General features: G+C 49.8%; 1 pseudogene. It reads left to right on the top strand.

The features are described 5' to 3' along the window. Positions 1–148: 148 nt before the first annotated feature. Positions 149–261 (top strand): annotated as a pseudogene (locus tag Q4563_RS20640) (acyl-CoA thioesterase); the annotation flags it as partial.

Here is a 261-nt window from a genome sequence, read left to right as displayed (position 1 = left end):
GACTATCAGAGCTATTTAAAAATCTGATAATTCAATACGACATTCGGTGTATATTCCCTACCTGTTGCTACCACCTGTATCGCAAGACTGCTTCAACACCCTCCGGGCAACAGAGGGGTGATCATTCAGAACGAGGAAATATAACACCATGAAAGAGGTTACCCGTGGTCGGTTGACCACTCGCACCATCGCCATGCCGAGCGATACCAACCCCGCTGGCGACATTTTCGGAGGCTGGGTACTCTCCCAAATGGACATCGC

The organism is Gilvimarinus sp. 1_MG-2023 (genome assembly GCF_030548285.1).
This window is presented reverse-complemented; position numbering and strand designations above follow the sequence as displayed.